General features: G+C 63.6%; 17 protein-coding genes and 1 tRNA gene. 9 read left to right on the top strand and 9 right to left on the bottom strand.

Annotated features, from left to right (window positions below; genetic code table 11):
* Window positions 1-225: 225 nt before the first annotated feature.
* The 3 genes from NKI17_RS23770 to NKI17_RS23760 form a co-directional block, all read right to left on the bottom strand.
* The gene (locus NKI17_RS23770; RefSeq protein ID WP_352621595.1) at window positions 226-417 is read right to left on the bottom strand and encodes a hypothetical protein; all 192 of its coding nucleotides are present in this window, start codon (window positions 415-417) and stop codon (window positions 226-228) included.
* 611 nt (window positions 418-1,028) lie between these two features.
* Window positions 1,029-1,105 (bottom strand) — tRNA-Arg (locus NKI17_RS23765).
* Between the two features lie 47 nt (window positions 1,106-1,152).
* A complete protein-coding gene (locus tag NKI17_RS23760; RefSeq protein WP_352696794.1) occupies window positions 1,153-1,845 on the bottom strand; it encodes a winged helix-turn-helix transcriptional regulator in 693 nt (230 codons plus the stop codon).
* A 339-nt stretch (window positions 1,846-2,184) separates the two neighbouring features.
* Here NKI17_RS23760 and NKI17_RS23755 point away from each other — a divergent pair, with 339 nt between their 5' ends.
* The 4 genes from NKI17_RS23755 to NKI17_RS23740 all read left to right on the top strand — a co-directional run bounded on the left by NKI17_RS23755 (window position 2,185) and on the right by NKI17_RS23740 (window position 3,774).
* Window positions 2,185-2,511 (top strand): DUF1330 domain-containing protein, encoded by a 327-nt coding sequence (locus tag NKI17_RS23755; RefSeq protein ID WP_023677873.1) that lies wholly within the window; start codon window positions 2,185-2,187, stop codon window positions 2,509-2,511.
* A 127-nt stretch (window positions 2,512-2,638) separates the two neighbouring features.
* Window positions 2,639-3,163, top strand: a complete 525-nt coding sequence (locus tag NKI17_RS23750) for a hypothetical protein (RefSeq protein WP_502894587.1) — start codon at window positions 2,639-2,641, stop codon at window positions 3,161-3,163.
* Between the two features lie 135 nt (window positions 3,164-3,298).
* Window positions 3,299-3,589 (top strand): hypothetical protein, encoded by a 291-nt coding sequence (locus NKI17_RS23745; protein WP_352457623.1) that lies wholly within the window; start codon window positions 3,299-3,301, stop codon window positions 3,587-3,589.
* A 41-nt stretch (window positions 3,590-3,630) separates the two neighbouring features.
* Window positions 3,631-3,774 carry a glycine zipper domain-containing protein gene (locus NKI17_RS23740; protein ID WP_198023575.1) on the top strand — a complete coding sequence of 48 codons (144 nt, stop codon included), beginning with the start codon at window positions 3,631-3,633 and terminating at the stop codon, window positions 3,772-3,774.
* Between the two features lie 72 nt (window positions 3,775-3,846).
* On the opposite strand, the gene NKI17_RS23735 is transcribed toward NKI17_RS23740, so the two are convergent.
* The gene (locus NKI17_RS23735; RefSeq protein ID WP_352754598.1) at window positions 3,847-5,010 is read right to left on the bottom strand and encodes a M20 aminoacylase family protein; all 1,164 of its coding nucleotides are present in this window, start codon (window positions 5,008-5,010) and stop codon (window positions 3,847-3,849) included.
* A 270-nt stretch (window positions 5,011-5,280) separates the two neighbouring features.
* Here NKI17_RS23735 and NKI17_RS23730 point away from each other — a divergent pair, with 270 nt between their 5' ends.
* Window positions 5,281-6,459 carry a D-alanyl-D-alanine carboxypeptidase family protein gene (locus NKI17_RS23730; protein WP_352754713.1) on the top strand — a complete coding sequence of 393 codons (1,179 nt, stop codon included), beginning with the start codon at window positions 5,281-5,283 and terminating at the stop codon, window positions 6,457-6,459.
* 4 nt (window positions 6,460-6,463) lie between these two features.
* The gene (locus NKI17_RS23725) at window positions 6,464-7,591 is read left to right on the top strand and encodes a CobW family GTP-binding protein (protein ID WP_352906875.1); all 1,128 of its coding nucleotides are present in this window, start codon (window positions 6,464-6,466) and stop codon (window positions 7,589-7,591) included.
* 194 nt (window positions 7,592-7,785) lie between these two features.
* Here the strand turns inward: NKI17_RS23725 and NKI17_RS23720 are convergent, their stop codons facing one another.
* The 5 genes from NKI17_RS23720 to NKI17_RS23700 all read right to left on the bottom strand — a co-directional run bounded on the left by NKI17_RS23720 (window position 7,786) and on the right by NKI17_RS23700 (window position 11,717).
* A complete protein-coding gene (locus tag NKI17_RS23720) occupies window positions 7,786-8,061 on the bottom strand; it encodes a sulfurtransferase TusA family protein (protein WP_023677880.1) in 276 nt (91 codons plus the stop codon).
* A 5-nt stretch (window positions 8,062-8,066) separates the two neighbouring features.
* Window positions 8,067-9,392, bottom strand: a complete 1,326-nt coding sequence (locus tag NKI17_RS23715; protein WP_352754711.1) for a L,D-transpeptidase family protein — start codon at window positions 9,390-9,392, stop codon at window positions 8,067-8,069.
* Between the two features lie 211 nt (window positions 9,393-9,603).
* Entirely contained in the window at window positions 9,604-10,554 is a 951-nt protein-coding gene (locus NKI17_RS23710) for an acetyl-CoA carboxylase carboxyltransferase subunit alpha (RefSeq protein ID WP_352754595.1), read from the bottom strand.
* A 99-nt stretch (window positions 10,555-10,653) separates the two neighbouring features.
* Window positions 10,654-11,571 (bottom strand): site-specific tyrosine recombinase XerD, encoded by a 918-nt coding sequence (locus tag NKI17_RS23705; protein ID WP_352634069.1) that lies wholly within the window; start codon window positions 11,569-11,571, stop codon window positions 10,654-10,656.
* Window positions 11,568-11,717: a hypothetical protein gene (locus tag NKI17_RS23700; RefSeq protein WP_023677884.1), complete on the bottom strand. Its 150-nt coding sequence runs from the start codon at window positions 11,715-11,717 to the stop codon at window positions 11,568-11,570. Before NKI17_RS23700 ends, NKI17_RS23705 begins: the two co-directional genes overlap by 4 nt.
* 157 nt (window positions 11,718-11,874) lie before the next feature.
* On the opposite strand from NKI17_RS23700, the gene NKI17_RS23695 reads away from it, so the two are divergent.
* The 3 genes from NKI17_RS23695 to NKI17_RS23685 are packed head-to-tail and all read left to right on the top strand — an operon-like array spanning window position 11,875 to window position 14,509.
* Window positions 11,875-12,477, top strand: coding sequence for a shikimate kinase (locus tag NKI17_RS23695; RefSeq protein ID WP_352754594.1), 603 nt, complete (start codon window positions 11,875-11,877; stop codon window positions 12,475-12,477).
* Window positions 12,474-13,616, top strand: a complete 1,143-nt coding sequence (gene aroB, locus NKI17_RS23690) for a 3-dehydroquinate synthase (protein ID WP_352906874.1) — start codon at window positions 12,474-12,476, stop codon at window positions 13,614-13,616. Before NKI17_RS23695 ends, aroB begins: the two co-directional genes overlap by 4 nt.
* Window positions 13,613-14,509 carry an HlyC/CorC family transporter gene (locus NKI17_RS23685; protein WP_023677887.1) on the top strand — a complete coding sequence of 299 codons (897 nt, stop codon included), beginning with the start codon at window positions 13,613-13,615 and terminating at the stop codon, window positions 14,507-14,509. The genes aroB and NKI17_RS23685 overlap by 4 nt, the downstream gene beginning before the upstream one ends.
* The last annotated feature ends 27 nt before the right edge of the window (window positions 14,510-14,536 follow it).

Below are 14,536 nucleotides of genomic sequence, written 5' to 3'. Positions count from 1 at the left end.
CTGGATGCGTGGCCGTCCGACACCCCCGTCCTGTGGTTCGATCACTTTCAGCCAATTCCGCTCAATGTGCAATGGTTCCGGGTACCACCGGAGACCTTTGCCGGGTTCAAAGCGGCCTTCGCCAAGCCCGCTACTTTAACGACCACATCCGCAATCACTTTTGAGATCGTCTGGTTGGGACCGATCACGATCTTGGATGAGCGAAACCATCTGTTCGAACGCTAGTCACCTATTCATCGAGTTCAACGGCTCATGGTCGGGGAGACAGTGATGCAGCACCTCGCCAAGGTTTCGCTTGTCGAACGTCTGGCCACAAACGGGGCAGAACTCGAAATATCCTGCTTCGTCGTTGGCCGGCGGCCCGTGGCGCTTGCCCTTGATGCCGGTTGCGGGGTTGTTGGTTCGATCTCGTCTCACGTTGGTCGCCACCGCACGTAACTTTCATGGGGACGGGCCGACAGCCGATCGGGGGTTCCAGGGGGCCGCCGGGCCTACCGGCTGCCAGTGGCGCTGCCGGGTAAAGTCAATTGTAGGCCATTTCATGCGTCATTACTAATACAATAAAATGATAGCGTTCCGTTCCTCTAGCCGCCAGACCGGGGGCGTCCATTCCCCCTATGATGCGGACTTTGGTGGACAATCCGCCCTAAGGGGACGGATGGACACACGAGTCGAGTTCGACCTCGTGATCGATGATGCCGATGTTCGCATTCTTACTCGCCGCGGTCTCGATTGGACGACGAAGTAGCGAGACCTTTCGGCGCTGCCAAGGAGACGTCGACGCTGACGGTCGGTAGCGGCTGTCGTCCGTCGTCTCGGTGCGTCGAAAAACGGGCAAGTTGATTGGGAACAACGATTACCTACCTCGATTTAGGCATCGTAGCGCCGCGCTTCGCAGCGGTTTTGGGCCGCTTCGCCCTTGGAATATGGGTGCCCAAAGTCTGAAGGTCTGCGAAATTCGCCGTACTTATTTCGCAAAAATCCTGCAAAAAAAGTACGGCGATTTCGCGCTAAGTACTTGAAAAACATGGTGATCCCGACAGGAATCGAACCTGTGACCTACAGATTAGGAATCTGCCGCTCTATCCTACTGAGCTACGGGACCATCGCGCCCGACACATAACCGCTTCGGGACGTTTCGCCAAGAGGCAGCTAGGCCGCTCGCTTGGGTTCGACCGCGAACGGGCTCAGGCCCAGCCAGGTCTGCATTTTACGGGCGATATTCTGGTCTCCCGTCAAGATGACTTTCGCCCCGGCCTTCTCGACGGTGATCAGGCCCATCCAGATTTCGGTCATGGTGTGCAGGTCGGTCGAGACGTAGAGATCGACATCGAAGCCCGGATCGTACCAGCAGAGGTCGACCTCGCCGTGCTTCTCGACGATCAGCCACCATGACCGCTTGGAGGCGGGGAGCTCCTGATACAGAAATTGTATCACCGTGCGCCCGTCGGGCAGCGGCGATGCGTTGAGGTTGCGCCGCATGTCCCACATCAGCAGCGACGGATCGAGGTTCTTCAGCGACAGCCGCGACTCGACCCATTTCTGCCCCCAAAAGCCCATCGCCTCGACAACGGAACGCAGATCCCTGCCTGCCTCGGTCATCCGGTATTCGAAGATGCCTTTCTCGCCGCGCACCTCCTTGCGCTCGACGATCCCGGCCAGCTCGAGCTCCTTGAGGCGTTGCGACAGAAGGGTCGGCGACATTTTGGGGACGCCGCGGCGCAGATCGTTGAAACGGGTCGAGCCCGCCACCAATTCGCGAAGCAGAACCATGGTCCAGCGGGTGCACAGCACCTCCGCGGCCATCGATAACGGGCAGAACTGTTTGTATCCGGACTGGGTCACGACGTTGCCTTCCCCTCAAACTCAGCCGGGACCATAGGCCTTTCCCGGCGGCGCGGCGAGTACAGAAACTGTACCGGCCCAGTGTGGTGGATTTGAAGTTCCTGCTTTCTGGGTGGCATCAGCGTTAGGAACTTCAAATCCAAAACCACACTGGAAATCCAAGCATTTGCCGGTGTGGCTTTTGAATCCGAAATTCGCTCGCTGCGTTGCTCCAAAGCGAATGCGAATTTCGGATTCGCCACACCAGTACAGATCGGGGACTGGCTGGCGCGACCCTTGCCATGCGACCCCTCTGCCGCTGCACGGGATACCCCTGTGCACGACCAGGAGACATGATCCATGACCGCTTACGTTATCGCAGACATCAAGGTGAGGGACCCGAAGTGGATGCCGGCCTATGCCGCGTCGGTCCACGACCTCGTTCACAAGCACGGCGGCAGATATCTGTCGCGCAGCGGCAATGTGAAGACGCTCGAAGGCAAGCCGCTCGACACGACGCTGATAGCCTTGATGGCGTTCCCGACCGAGGCAGCGGCGCGCGCCTTCACCGACGATCCTGCCTACGCGCCGTTCGTTTCGGCCCGTCAGGGCGGCAGCGACAGCCGTTTCCAGCTGATCGACAACTCCGATCTGGCTGGGACGATCCCGTATCTGCCGAAGGGATGATCCTTCCGGGCATTCGTCGCATCGGGACAGGGATCTCCCAGCAACAACAGCCACAGCGCCCACCTGCCGGACCTCCTTACCTCCGGCGGCCAGCCGGGCTGTGCTTTTCAAGAAGAATGGAATGACTATGACAATCAACTTTCGCAATAGACTTCTCGCTGCCGCGGCGCTGCTGTCGGCCTGCACTGCGTTGGCGCAGGCGCATCAGGCAGCGCCCGCGTCCGGTCCCAATCCGCTGGCCGACAAGGTGCGCGCCGCCAACAGCCGCTTCGAGAATGTGGCGGCGGCGACCGCCGAGGGCTATGCGCCCATTCCTTGCGCCAGCGGCATCACCGGCGGCGCCATGGGCATCCACTACGTCAATCCCGGCTACCTCAAGGACGACGCGGTCGATGTCGCCAAGCCTGAAGCCGTGATGTACGAGCCGATGGCCGACGGCACGCTAAAACTGATCGCGGTCGAATACATCACGTCGAAAGGCCCGGCCTCGCTCGATGGACATCTGTTCAACTTCAACAGCGCGCCCAACCGCTATGGCCTCGGCCCGTTCTACGAGCTGCATGTCTGGGCCTGGAAGGGCAACCCGACCGGCGCGTTCGCGGATATGAACCCGAACGTGTCGTGCGAACCGACGACTGCTGCCAGCCAGTAAGCAGCCGAGCCAGGCGGCGCCGACGCCGCCTGGCCGCGCTGAATTGCGGGGCAGCCGGCAACGGGCGCAAAGACGGCTCAGATAGCGGAACTTTCGGGACGCCGGCGCGCTTTAGTGTCCCGAAGGAGACACCGCATGAGCGCCACCAAAGAGTTCTTTCAAACGTGGCTGCAGGAGAATGTCGGCAATCTGCCCGCCGAGAGCGAGGTGAGCGTCGCCGTCCTGGCGCAGCAATTCGAGCAGGATGCCGATGCTGCCGGCTATGGCCACGAGGTTCGCGAAGACGAACTCGGCAATATCCAGGAGGCGATCGAGGCAGCCCTGACGAAGGCCAGGACAGGCGAAGAGCCGCAGGCTGCCGACGACAATGAGCTGGCGCCGGTCATGGAGGCGCTGGAGGTCGAGGATCCGAAGAGCGGACCGTAGCGGTTGCGGCTCTTCCCTTCCACGCTACATGACCGGGCATAATGGATGCCAAACACCTCACACTCGGCGTCGTGATCGGCGTGGCTATCGGCGTCGTGTTGGACAACATTGTTGCCGGCATCGGTATAGGTATTGCTCTGGGCATTGCCTTCGGCCTTGCCCGGAAGTCGTCCGGCCGGAAGTGACCAGCAGAACATGTCCTGCCCGGTTTTGCCGCCCAGAGGTGCGGCGGTCGCCGCACCGCCGATGCCGAATGGCTACGCCGCCAGCGCCGTTTCCGCCAGCTTCACCCAATAGCTCATGCCGTGCGGAATGACCTCATCGTTGAAGTCGTAGGCCGGGTTGTGCAGGCCGGCGGTATCGCCATTGCCGATGAAGATGAAGGCGCCCGGCCGCGCTTCAAGCATGTAGGAGAAATCCTCGCCGCCCATCACCGGCTGGATCGCGCGGTGCACATGGCTGTCGCCGGCGACGTCGGCCGCGATGTCGCTGGCAAAGACCGTCTCTTCCGGATGGTTGAAGGTGACGGGGTAATTGGCATTGTAATCAACCTCGATTGTCGCGCCGAAGGCAGCGCCCAGGCCTTGGCAAAGCGCGCGGATGCGCTCTTCGGCCTTCTTGGCGACCTCCTTCTTCAGCGTGCGTACCGTGCCGGCGATCTCGGCGGTCTCAGGAATGATGTTATAGGCGTCGCCGGCGTGGAATTTCGTCACCGAGACGACCACCGCCTCGACCGGATCGGTGCTGCGCGAGGCGATCGTCTGCAATGCGCCGACGAGCTGGCTGGTGATGACGATCGGATCGATGGTGCCGTGCGGCATCGCCGCATGGCCGCCCCGGCCCTTGACGGTGATGGTGAATTCGGCGGTCGCCGCCATGATCGGGCCCGGCCTGATGGCGAACTGGCCGACCGGCAGGCCCGGCATGTTGTGCATGCCGAAAACCTTGGAGATACCGAAGCGCTCCATCATACCGTCCTTGACCATCTCGTTGCCGCCGCCGCCGCCCTCTTCGGCCGGCTGGAAGATGACCGCGACGGAGCCGGCGAAATTGCGCGTTTCGGCGAGGTATTTGGCGGCACCCAACAGCATCGCGGTGTGGCCGTCATGACCGCAGGCGTGCATCTTGCCGGGGACGGTCGAGGCATAGGATTTGTCGGTGATCTCGTTGAGCGGCAGGGCATCCATGTCGGCGCGCAGGCCGATGGTCGAGCCTTCGCCGTGGCGGCCGCGGATGATGCCGACGACGCCGGTCTTGCCCAAACCCGTCACGATATCGTCGCAGCCGAAAGCCTTCAGCTTCTCGGTGACGAAAGCGGCGGTCTTGAAGACGTCGAAATTCAGCTCCGGCGTCTGGTGCAAATGGCGGCGCCAGCCGGTCACCTCGTCCTGCATTTCGGCGGCTCGGTTCAGGATCGGCATGATGGTTCCATTTCGCTGTTGGAGCAGGCGGTCTTGGCCTGCTGCTTTGCAATTGTGCCTGCTGCCTTGCAACCATGCACGCTGCTTTGCATTGTGCTGCTGCTTCCACATTGTGATCGGCAGCACTTTGCCATGTTGACGTCACATAGAGTAAATAGCACCGCGACTGTGGTCCGGGAACAGAGGGCCGGACCATTATCCTGGCGATCGTGTAACGAAATCTTACGGAGCCAGGTGGGACTGCGGCAAGAGGCTATTTCGGTTTTCATGATGCGCTACAGGCATTTCCTCAAACTGTTGGTGGCGGGCACGGTGGTGCTTGCGTCGCTGGCCGGGCCCGCCTTGGCCAATCCGACAATCCTGTTCGACCTGAACAGCGGCAAGATCCTGCAGCACCAGGAGGCGTTCAGGCGCTGGTACCCGGCTTCGCTGACCAAGCTGATGACCGCCTATGTGGCGTTTCGGGCGATTGCCGCGGGCGAGGTCCAGCTCGATTCGCCGATCAAGGTAACGAAACATTCTGCCGGCGAGCCGCCGAGCAAGATGGGCTTCAAGCCGGGCTCGGTGATGCGGTTGGACAATGCGCTGAAGATGATGCTGGTCAAATCGGCCAACGATATCGCCATGGCGGTCGGCGAGAATATCGGCGGTTCGCAAGCGGCTTTCGCCGAACGCATGAACGCCGAAGCGCAGAGGCTCGGCATGAGCGGGTCGCATTTCGTCAATCCGAACGGGCTCTATTCGCCGGACCAGTATACGACAGCGCGCGATCTCGCTTTGCTGGTGATGGCGATTCGCAAGGAATTTCCGCAATATGCCCCCTGGTTCTCGATCGAAGGCCTTGCCGTCGGCAAGAAGGCGATCTCCAACTATAACCTGCTGATCGGCCGCTATCCGGGTGCCGACGGCATGAAGACGGGTTTCGTCTGCTCGTCCGGCTTCAACATGATCGGCTCGGCTACCCGCAACGGCCGCACCCTGGTCGCCGTAGTGCTCGGCGAGCAATCGGCCGTTACCCGCGCCGAGGCGGCGGCAAAATTGCTCGACCAGGGCTTTGCAACGCCGGCGCCGACCTGGCTGACCATCGCGGCGCTGCCCGCCTATGGCGACACCATGTCGGCCAACGACATGAATGACGAAATCTGCAAGAAGAAGCCGGTCGAGGAGCAGTCGGAAACCGCACCCGCCGTCGGCGACAAGGGCAAGGACGTGCCGAAATCGCCCTATCAGGAAAAGCTCGACCATGTACCGACGCTGATCGCCGTCGGCCTCGGCGGCGCCACGGGACCGAAGCCGAAGGCGATGCTCGACGCCTCCGGGCAGGAATATGCCGACGTGCCGCTGCCGACATGGCGGCCGGACCGGGCGCCGCCGGCCGGCGCCGAGCCAGTTGTGGCCGGATCCGCCACCGCCGCGCAGGTCCAGCAGCCGGCCAAGGCGCTGAACTAGCCGCATGGCCGGCTTCCCGATCCCCGTTTCGGTGCTCACCGGCTTTCTCGGTGCCGGCAAGACGACGCTGCTCAACCGGCTGCTCCGGGATCCGGCGCTCGCCGACACCGCCGTCATCATCAACGAGTTCGGCGAGGTGGCGATCGACCATCTCCTGGTCGAGCAGGCCTCCGACGGCATCATCCAGCTCTCCGACGGCTGTCTCTGCTGCAGGGTGCGCGGCGAGCTGGTCGACACGCTGGCTGACCTCGTCGACCGCCTGCAGACCGGCCGCATCGACCGGCTTGCCCGCGTCATCGTCGAGACCACCGGGCTCGCCGATCCCGCCCCCGTACTGCAGTCGATCATGGCACACCCGGCCCTGGTCCAGGCCTTCCGGCTCGACGGCGTCATCACCCTGGTCGATGCCGTCAACGGCAATGCGACGCTCGATGCGCATGTCGAGGCGGTGAAGCAGGTGGCCGTCGCCGATCGCATCGTGCTCAGCAAGGCCGACCTGACCACGGATGCAGGCGATGTCGAGGCGTTGCGGGCGCGGCTCAGGCAGCTCAACCCGGGCGCCGTGGTGCTCGACGCGGGCGAGGCAAGCACCGCGACCCTGTTCGATAGCGGCCTCTACAATCCGGCCACCAAATCCGTCGATGTGCAGCGTTGGCTCGGCGAAGAAGCCGGCCACGACCATGACCACGGCGGGCATGACCACGGCGGGCATGATCACGACGGGCATGACCATGCCGACCATGATCACCATGACCACAGGCACGATTCCCGCGTGCGTTCGTATTCGCTGGTTCATGACGGGCCGGTGCCGTTTTCGGCAATCGAGATGTTCCTCGATCTGTTGCGCTCGGCGCATGGCGAGCGCCTTTTGCGGATGAAAGGCGTCATCGAGCTTGCAGAAGACCCGTCGCGGCCGCTGGTTATCCATGGCGTGCAGAAGATCCTGCATCCGCCGGTGCAACTGCCGGCCTGGCCGGACAGCCAGCGCGGCACAAGGCTGGTGCTGATCACGCTCGACATGCCCGAAGACTATGTTCGCCGGCTGTTCGCCGCCTTCACCAACCGGCCGTCGATCGACACGCCGGATCGCGTAGCACTGGAAAGCAACCCGCTGGCTATTGCCGGATCGTGATCTCCCCCCTTGAGGGGGAGATGTCGCCGAAGGCGACAGAGGGGGTCGCCTCGGCTGGCGCGACGCCCTGTGGGACGAGAGAAAAGGTTGGCGCTTCACGCGCGGCAACCCCCTCTGGCCTGCCGGCCATCTCCCCCTCAAGGGGGGAGATTATCCCGCTCAGCCGCTTTCGCCAGAACGAGCTAAGTCGAGACTCAGCCGATCCCGCACTCGACCAGGAAGCGGTGGCCGCCCGATATCGCCGTCGTCTCGATCAGCCGATGGCCGGTCTCGGCGCAGAAGGCGGGAATGTCGATGACGGCGAGCGGATCGGTGGTTTCGAGCCACAGCCGGCTGCCCGGCTGCATTGCGGCCAGGCGCTTTTTTGCCTTGAGCACCGGCAACGGGCAGTTCAAGCCTTTGAGGTCGTAGACGGCGGCGGGGCTAGTTGAGGGCCCGTGTTCCTGGCCCCCATCTTCTTGCTCAAGCATGAAGTTCAGCCGCCAAACATGCCGAGCAGCTTTTTCTTCAACCTTGTCGCCGTGCTTTCGGCGTCCGCAGCCTGCGTTTCGACTGCCGGGGCGGCGTCCGATGGCGCTACGGTGGCGGTGGCGACAGGCATCTCGGCGGCGGTCTTGGCAGCTTCCTTTTCGGCGAGCGCCTGGGCTTTGGCAGCTTCCTTCTCGGCCAAGGCCTGTGCCTTGGCTGCCTCTTTCGCGGCCTTGGCCGCTTCTATGGCGGCAAGCCTTTGTTCCTCGGCCTTCTGCTTGGCGGCCTTTTCGGCATCGAGCGCCGCCATCTTGCGGCCCGCCGGCGAATCGATGCGGCCCATGCGCGCCGTTTCGGCCACGGTGCCGTCCGGGTTGAGCGAGGGCGGCTCGATCGGCACGCGTTCGCCGCGCGCACGCCGTTTCGACCAGTCGGAAACGATGCTGGCTTCCTTGATCCCGGCGATGGTCGGCTTGGGTGCCGGCACGCTGGCCTTGACGGCGCCGTTGAAGGCCGCCTCATAGGTGCTTTGATAGGCGTTGATGGCGCTCTTCAGCGAATCGGGCTGGGTGGTCGCAGGGCAAGCGCCGGTCGGATTAAAGGTCGAGCCGTCGGCCGCAACCTGGTTGAAGACGTAGCGCTTCTCGCAGACGTCGACTTTCGGCGGCACCTTGGTAACCTCGAAATTGTCGTAGCCGACCTTCAGCATCTTCCAGAATTCGTAGTTCGGATCGTTGCGATAGCGCGCCATGTTGGCTGCGGTCATGCGGAACGGAAAAGCCTGGATCTGGAACTCGGTCTGGCCGCCCTGGAAGGCGTCGCGGCCGAAAGCGTAAATCTGCTCGATCTGCGCGTCGGTCATCGAATAGCAGCCAGACGACGAGCAGGCGCCATGGACCATCAGGTTGGAACCCGTGCGGCCATTGGCGCGGTCATAGGCGTTCGGGTAGCCGATATTGAAGGACAGGTGGTAATTCGACCGCGGGTTCATCTGTGCCGGGCGGACCGTGTAAAAGCCTTCCGGCGCCTGGCGGTCGCCTTCGGTGAATTTTGGCCCGAGCTTGCCCGACCATTTGCAGATGTCGTAGCTGGCGACCAGGTCGTAGCGGCCGTTGGTCTTGGCCTTCCAGATTTCGAGCTTGCCTTCTTCCTTGAAGATGCGGGCCATCACCGAGGAGGTGCGGACCATGCCCTTGGCCTTCATCTCGGCCAGGATCTTGTCCGGCAGCGGCTTGTTGGCTTGCGGCGCAAAATCCTTCATCGAAGCATCATTGCAGCCGGCGACGCCGATCGCAGCGATCAGAACTCCGGTGCGGGCAAGCTTGGCAAACATGGATATGGCTATCGTCTTCATCTCTGCGCCGCGGATGCCGCGGCTGCTAAACTGACCGCTGACGGACCCTAAGCCCGTTAACCTTGAAAATTCCTTACCGCAATCATGCTGGCGCGTCCCCTTACGGCAACCCCACTGAGCCGAATGCAGCGGCATTTTTGTGGCGAAACTGGTTCACGCCGCCACATTTCGGGCCGCGTGCCTGCGTTGGTTACAGATTGCGGCCCATCGCCAGGTATTTCTCGCGGCGATGCTCGCGGAAGTCGGTGTTGGCGCCGGAGAATTCCTTCATCGTCCTGGCGATGAGGTCGCCGGTGGCGGCAATCACCGTTTCGGGGGCGCGATGGGCACCGCCGAGCGGCTCGGCGACGATGGCGTCGATGATCTTCAGCTCCAGCAGGTCCTGCGCCGTGATCTTCATGTTGGTCGCAGCATCCTTGGACCGCGTGGTGTCGCGCCACAGAATCGAGGCGGCGCCCTCCGGCGAGATCACCGAATAGATGGCGTGTTCGAGCATGTAGACGCGGTTGGCGGTGGCAATCGCTATGGCGCCGCCCGAGCCGCCTTCGCCGATCACCACCGAGATCGACGGCACCTTCAGGCCAAGGCAGGCCGAAGTCGAGCGGGCGATGGCTTCCGCCTGGCCGCGCTCTTCGGCGTTGACGCCGGGATAGGCGCCGGCCGTGTCGACCAGCGTCAGCAGCGGGATCTGGAAGCGGTCGGCGAGTTCCATCAGCCGCACCGTCTTGCGGTAGCCCTCCGGCCGCACCGAGCCGAAATTATGCTTCAGCCGGCTTGTCGTATCGGAACCCTTCTCCTGGCCGATGATTGCCACCGGCTCGCCACGGAAGCGGGCGAAGCCGCCGACGATCGCCTGATCCTCGCCGAAATTGCGGTCGCCGGCGAGCGGCGTGAAATCGGTAAGCAGACCCTTGATGTAGTCGATGCAATGCGGCCTGTCCGGATGGCGCGCCACCTGCACCTTCTGCCACGGCGTCAGCGCCTTGTAGGCGTCGCGCAGCGCATCGCGCGAGCGCTTCTCGAGACGGGCGATCTCATCGCCGACATCGACCGCCTCGCCGTTCTCGGCAAGCTTCTTCAGCTCAAGGATCTTGCCTTCGAGATCCTGCACAGGCTTTTCGAAATCGAGGTAATTGTACATTCTTGGGCGGACCGGCAAGTCGGAAGGCAATGACTGACGCAAGCCTGAAAATGCAGGCTGGGCGCGGTGGAACGTCGTTCTCACATAGCGGCATGACGCCTAGTCGGCAAGCGGATGATGATCGTTGACCAGACGCACCAGCCGCTCCTCCAGCACATGCGTGTAGATCTGCGTCGTTGAAATATCGGCATGGCCAAGCAACTGCTGCACGGCCCTGAGATCAGCGCCGTTCTGCAGCAGATGGCTGGCGAAAGCATGGCGCAGCACATGCGGCGATATCTTCGCCGTGGCAATGCCGGCCCGAGCGCCAAGCCCTTTCAGCTCGCGGGCAAAGACCTGTCTCGAGAGATAGCCGCTGTCGGAGGCAGCCGGAAACAGGAACGGGCTGTCGGCAAGAGCCGGCACCGCCCCCCGTGCGGCAAGCCATGTCCGCATCGCGGTGCGCGCCTTGGCCGACAGCGGCACCATGCGCTCCTTGTTGCCCTTGCCTCGCACCATGAAGAAGCGGTCGTCGCGCTGTGCCACCGTCACGGGAAGGCCGACCAGCTCCGAAACGCGCAAGCCGGTGGCGTAGAGCACCTCGACCAGCGCGTGCAGGCGCAGCGCCGCCAGCCTGTCGCCGTCATGCATGGAGGGGTCCACCGCCTCCTGCGCCGCGCGGTCGAGCAGCCGGCCGGTATCGGCCTCGCTCATCGTCTTAGGCAGCGGCCGGCCTTTCCTCGGACTGTCCAGCGTGCCGGTCGGATCGTCACCCCGCAGGCCTTCGGCGTAGAGGAACTTGAAGAACTGCCGGATCGCCGACAATTTGCGCGCCTGCGAGGTGGCGGCAAAGCCGCGCGCGGCGATGTCGTCGAGATAGGCACGGATGTCGGCGCTGGTGGCAGCGGCAAGCCCACCGCCGATCCCGACGGAAGCGTCTTCGAGGTCGCGGCGATAGGAGGAAAGCGTGTTTTCGGCGGCGCCGCGCTCGGCGCTCATCATCTCCAGGAAGGCTTCGATGCGGGCGGCGCTGTTCATTTTTTGGGATTGAGCTTTTCCGGAGGGATACGCACGCTCATTTCCGCCTTCCTCGGCTCGACGAACATGACCAGGGCGAACATCGCGCCATAGACAATGCCGGCCAGAATCGCGAGCGTCACGACAAAGCGAAACAGTGTTGGCATTAATTTTCGCCCGTCGTCTTATTCTGCATTTCCAACCCTGTGCCCTTATGAGACGCCAATCCGGCCAATTCAAGGGTGAAGCCCATAGTCCCGGTTGCGCCGCGCTTGACGCAAACAGGCTTTTGATGTCGATACGCCGCCAAAGAGGCCTAGAAGCATGAACGCGCTACCAGCAAATCCTCCGGGCGAGAGCCATGCCGCGCTGCTCGGCCGGCTGGGCGGCCGTTCCATCGTCTTTGTCGGGCTGATGGGCGCCGGCAAGACGGCGATCGGCCGCAAGGTGGCGGCGATGCTGGCACTGCCCTTCATCGACAGCGACCAGGAGATCGAAACTGTTTCGCGCATGAGCGTCCCGGACCTGTTCGAGCGCTATGGCGAGGCGGAGTTCCGAGCACTGGAGCAGCGCGTCATCCTGCGTGTGCTGGAGCACGGGCCGCAGGTGCTGTCGACCGGCGGCGGCGCCTTCATGAACGCGCAGACGCGCGAGGCGATCGCCAGCCATGGCGTTTCGGTTTGGCTGAAAGCCGAGATCGGTCTGTTGATGGAGCGCGTTTCCAAGAAACAGAACCGGCCGCTGCTGAAAAGCGCCGATCCGCGCGCCGTGCTGGAACGGTTGATGGCGGAACGCTACCCGGTTTACGCCGCGGCCGATGTCATCGTGCCGACCCGCGACGACCGCAAGGAGATCATTGCCGCCGAAGTGGTGGACGCGCTGCGCGGCCATTTCGGCGTTGCCGATATTGACGAGGTGCGGTCGTGAGCGCTGATGCAACGGTCTCTGTCGAAGTCGGGCTTGGCGAGCGTGCCTACGATATTTTGATCGGTCCCGGCCTGCTGTCACGCGCCGGCGCCGAGATTTCGCGCCGTCTGCCGGGGACGCGGGCGGCGGTCGTCACCGACGAAAACGTCGCGGCCGCGCATCTCGCGACGCTTGCGGCCGGCCTGGCAAGCGGTGGCATCCAACATGCCGTCATCACGTTGCCGCCAGGCGAAAAGACCAAGAGCTTTGCGCATCTCGAAGAGGTGGTCGACGGCGTGCTGGCCGCCAAGCTGGAGCGCGGCGACGTCGTCATCGCGCTCGGCGGCGGCGTCGTCGGCGACCTCGCCGGCTTTGCCGCCGGCATCGCGCGGCGCGGCATGAACTTCGTGCAGGTTCCGACCTCGCTGCTGGCGCAAGTCGATTCCTCCGTCGGCGGCAAGACCGGCATCAACAGCAAGCGCGGCAAGAACCTGGTCGGGGTATTCCACCAGCCCAGGCTGGTGCTGGCCGACACCGAAGTGCTCGACACGCTGCCGATCCGCGAGTTTCGCGCCGGCTATGCCGAACTGGCCAAATACGGGCTGATCGACCGGCCCGAGTTTTTCGCCTGGCTGGAAGAAAACTGGCGTCAAGTGTTTGCCGGCGGGTCGGAGCGGGCTGCGGCCATCGCCGAGGCCTGTCGTGCCAAGGCCGACGTCGTTGCCCGCGACGAGTTCGAGACCGGCGACCGCGCGTTGCTCAATCTCGGCCACACCTTCGGTCATGCGCTGGAGGCGGCGACCGGCTATGACGGCGCAAGGCTCGTGCATGGCGAGGGCGTCGCCATCGGCATGGCGCTGGCGCACCGCTTTTCGTCAAGGCTCAATTTGGCGAGCCCCGACGACGCGGCGCGTGTCGAGGCGCATCTTCGCGCCGTCGGTCTGCCCTGGCGCATGGCCGACATTCCAGGCGAACTGCCCGACGCCGAGACGCTGTTCTCCTTCATCACCCAGGACAAGAAGGTGTCGCGCGGCGCGCTGACCTTCATCCTGACGCGCGGCATCGGCCAGGCCTTTATCGCCCGGGATGTGCCGGCCTCGGAAGTGCTGGCGTTCCTCCGGGAGAACCATCCGGGTCGGCAGGAAAGCCGCCCGGGATGAGCCAGGCCGGCTGGATCGCGGCTGCCGTGCTCGCCGGCCTCGGCCTGCTGGGCTTCGTCTTGCGCCGGCGCCTGCTCGCCGCCTTCGGCTACGAGCTGCAACGCATCGAGCCGCAGCGCTCGGCGCGCGAGGAACTGCGCGGCGCCGTCGACGATTTCCGCCGCGACGGCCAGGTGGTGCGCGAGGACCGCGCCCGCATCGGCGGCCTGTTCGACCTCGAGGAGCTCGAAGTGTCGGACGTCATGGTCCACCGCACGAATATGCGCTCCGTCAACGCTGACGACCCGCCCGAAGCGGTGGTTCGCGAGATCCTGCAGAGCCCGCACACCCGCATGCCGTTATGGAAGGGTTCGCTCGACAACATTGTCGGCGTGCTGCACGCGAAGGATCTGCTGCGCGCGCTGAACGAGGTCGGCAACGATTTTTCCAGGATCGACGTGATGAAGATCGCGTCGAAACCGTGGTTCGTGCCCGACACCACGACGCTTCAGGAGCAGCTCAATGCCTTCCTGCGCCGCAAGGCGCATTTCGCCATCGTCGTCGACGAATATGGCGAGGTCGAAGGGCTGGTGACGCTGGAAGACATCATCGAGGAGATCGTCGGCGAGATCGCCGACGAGCACGACATCGACATCCAGGGCGTCAAGCAGGAGGCCGACGGCTCCGTCGTCGTCGACGGCACGGTGCCGATCCGCGACCTTAACCGGGCGCTCGACTGGAACCTGCCGGACGAGGAAGCCACCACCATCGCCGGCCTTGTCATCCACGAGGCGCAGTCGATCCCGGACGAAAAGCAGGCCTTTACGTTTCACGGCAAGCGCTTCGTCGTCATGAAGCGCGACAAGAACCGTATCGCGCGGCTGAGGATCAAGCCGGCGATGCTTGGAGAATGACAGTGCGCACCTTGTGGCAGCCGTGGG

Source organism: Mesorhizobium sp. M0816 (genome assembly GCF_040320005.1).
GTDB lineage: Bacteria > Pseudomonadota > Alphaproteobacteria > Rhizobiales > Rhizobiaceae > Mesorhizobium.
Note: the sequence above shows the minus strand (reverse complement) of the source record. Positions and strands in the feature narration are given on the sequence as shown.

Bases quoted from the DNA above. Each gene is read 5' to 3' on its own strand.
- NKI17_RS23755 (WP_023677873.1), top strand. From the start codon at position 2,185: ATGACCGCTTACGTTATCGCAGACATCAAGGTGAGGGACCCGAAGTGG.
- NKI17_RS23750 (WP_502894587.1), top strand. From the start codon at position 2,639: ATGACAATCAACTTTCGCAATAGACTTCTCGCTGCCGCGGCGCTGCTG.
- NKI17_RS23745 (WP_352457623.1), top strand. From the start codon at position 3,299: ATGAGCGCCACCAAAGAGTTCTTTCAAACGTGGCTGCAGGAGAATGTC.
- NKI17_RS23740 (WP_198023575.1), top strand. From the start codon at position 3,631: ATGGATGCCAAACACCTCACACTCGGCGTCGTGATCGGCGTGGCTATC.
- NKI17_RS23735 (WP_352754598.1), bottom strand. From the start codon at position 5,010: ATGCCGATCCTGAACCGAGCCGCCGAAATGCAGGACGAGGTGACCGGC.
- NKI17_RS23730 (WP_352754713.1), top strand. From the start codon at position 5,281: ATGCGCTACAGGCATTTCCTCAAACTGTTGGTGGCGGGCACGGTGGTG.
- NKI17_RS23725 (WP_352906875.1), top strand. From the start codon at position 6,464: ATGGCCGGCTTCCCGATCCCCGTTTCGGTGCTCACCGGCTTTCTCGGT.
- NKI17_RS23720 (WP_023677880.1), bottom strand. From the start codon at position 8,061: ATGCTTGAGCAAGAAGATGGGGGCCAGGAACACGGGCCCTCAACTAGC.
- NKI17_RS23715 (WP_352754711.1), bottom strand. From the start codon at position 9,392: ATGTTTGCCAAGCTTGCCCGCACCGGAGTTCTGATCGCTGCGATCGGC.
- NKI17_RS23710 (WP_352754595.1), bottom strand. From the start codon at position 10,554: ATGTACAATTACCTCGATTTCGAAAAGCCTGTGCAGGATCTCGAAGGC.
- NKI17_RS23705 (WP_352634069.1), bottom strand. From the start codon at position 11,571: ATGAACAGCGCCGCCCGCATCGAAGCCTTCCTGGAGATGATGAGCGCC.
- NKI17_RS23700 (WP_023677884.1), bottom strand. From the start codon at position 11,717: ATGCCAACACTGTTTCGCTTTGTCGTGACGCTCGCGATTCTGGCCGGC.
- NKI17_RS23695 (WP_352754594.1), top strand. From the start codon at position 11,875: ATGAACGCGCTACCAGCAAATCCTCCGGGCGAGAGCCATGCCGCGCTG.
- NKI17_RS23685 (WP_023677887.1), top strand. From the start codon at position 13,613: ATGAGCCAGGCCGGCTGGATCGCGGCTGCCGTGCTCGCCGGCCTCGGC.